The organism is Nocardia jinanensis, from assembly GCF_014645735.1.
Classification (GTDB): domain Bacteria; phylum Actinomycetota; class Actinomycetes; order Mycobacteriales; family Mycobacteriaceae; genus Nocardia; species Nocardia jinanensis.
On sequence record NZ_BMMH01000060.1, the window covers coordinates 1 to 1193 of the forward strand.

General features: G+C 66.3%; 1 protein-coding gene. It reads left to right on the top strand.

The genetic code is table 11. The features are described 5' to 3' along the window. The coding region (locus IEY68_RS35835) for an NAD(P)(+) transhydrogenase (Re/Si-specific) subunit beta (RefSeq protein ID WP_189094730.1) at nucleotides 1-1193 on the top strand (1193 nt) is incomplete at both ends.

Here is a 1193-nt window from a genome sequence, read left to right on the forward strand (position 1 = left end):
CGTGACAGCACCAACTGGATCCTGATCGTGGCCGGCCTCGTCGTCGGTGTAGTGCTGGGTGTTCCGCCCGCGCGCTACACCAAGATGACCGCGATGCCCCAGCTGGTGGCGGCGTTCAACGGTGTCGGCGGCGGTACGGTCGCGCTCATCGCCTGGGCCGAATTCATCGATACCACCGGTTTCTCGGCGTTCCAGCACGGCGAGGAACCCACGGTGCACATCATCGTCGGCTCGCTGTTCGCCGCGATCATCGGTTCGATCTCGTTCTGGGGTTCGGTGATCGCGTTCGGCAAGCTGCAGGAGGTCCTGCCCGGCCGCCCGATCGGGCTCGGGAAGTTGCAGCAGCTGGTGAACCTGGTGCTGCTGGTGGCCGCGGTGGGGGCCGCGGTGGTCATCGGCCTCGGGGCCTCCGACGGCGGCGTATCCCAGTGGTGGATGGTCGGTCTGTTGCTGGCTGCCGGTGTGCTCGGGCTGATGGTGGTGCTGCCGATCGGTGGCGCCGATATGCCCGTGGTGATCTCGCTGCTCAACGCGCTCACCGGTCTGTCGGCGGCGGCGGCCGGGCTGGCGCTGAACAACACCGCCATGATCGTGGCAGGCATGATCGTCGGCGCGTCCGGCACCATCTTGACCAACCTCATGGCCAAGGCCATGAACCGGTCCATCCCGGCGATCGTCGCGGGCGGTTTCGGTGGCGGCGGTGCGGTGGTGAGTTCCGGTGACGGCGAACAGAAGCAGGCCAAGGCCACCTCGGCGGCCGACGCGGCGATCCAGATGGCCTACGCCAACCAGGTGATCGTGGTGCCCGGCTACGGTATGGCCGTCGCGCAGGCGCAGCACGCGGTCAAGGAGATGGCGGGGCTGCTCGAAGCCAAGGGTGTCGAGGTGAAATACGCCATCCATCCGGTCGCGGGTCGGATGCCCGGCCATATGAATGTGTTGCTGGCCGAGGCCGAGGTGTCCTACGACGCCATGAAGGAGATGGACGATATCAACGGCGAGTTCAGCCGCACCGATGTCGCCCTGGTCATCGGCGCCAACGATGTCACCAACCCGGCCGCCCGCGAGGATGCCGCCAGCCCGATCTACGGGATGCCGGTCCTCAATGTCGACCAGGCGAAATCGGTGATCGTGCTGAAGCGCTCGATGAACAGCGGTTTCGCCGGTATCGACAATCCGCTCTTCTATGCCGA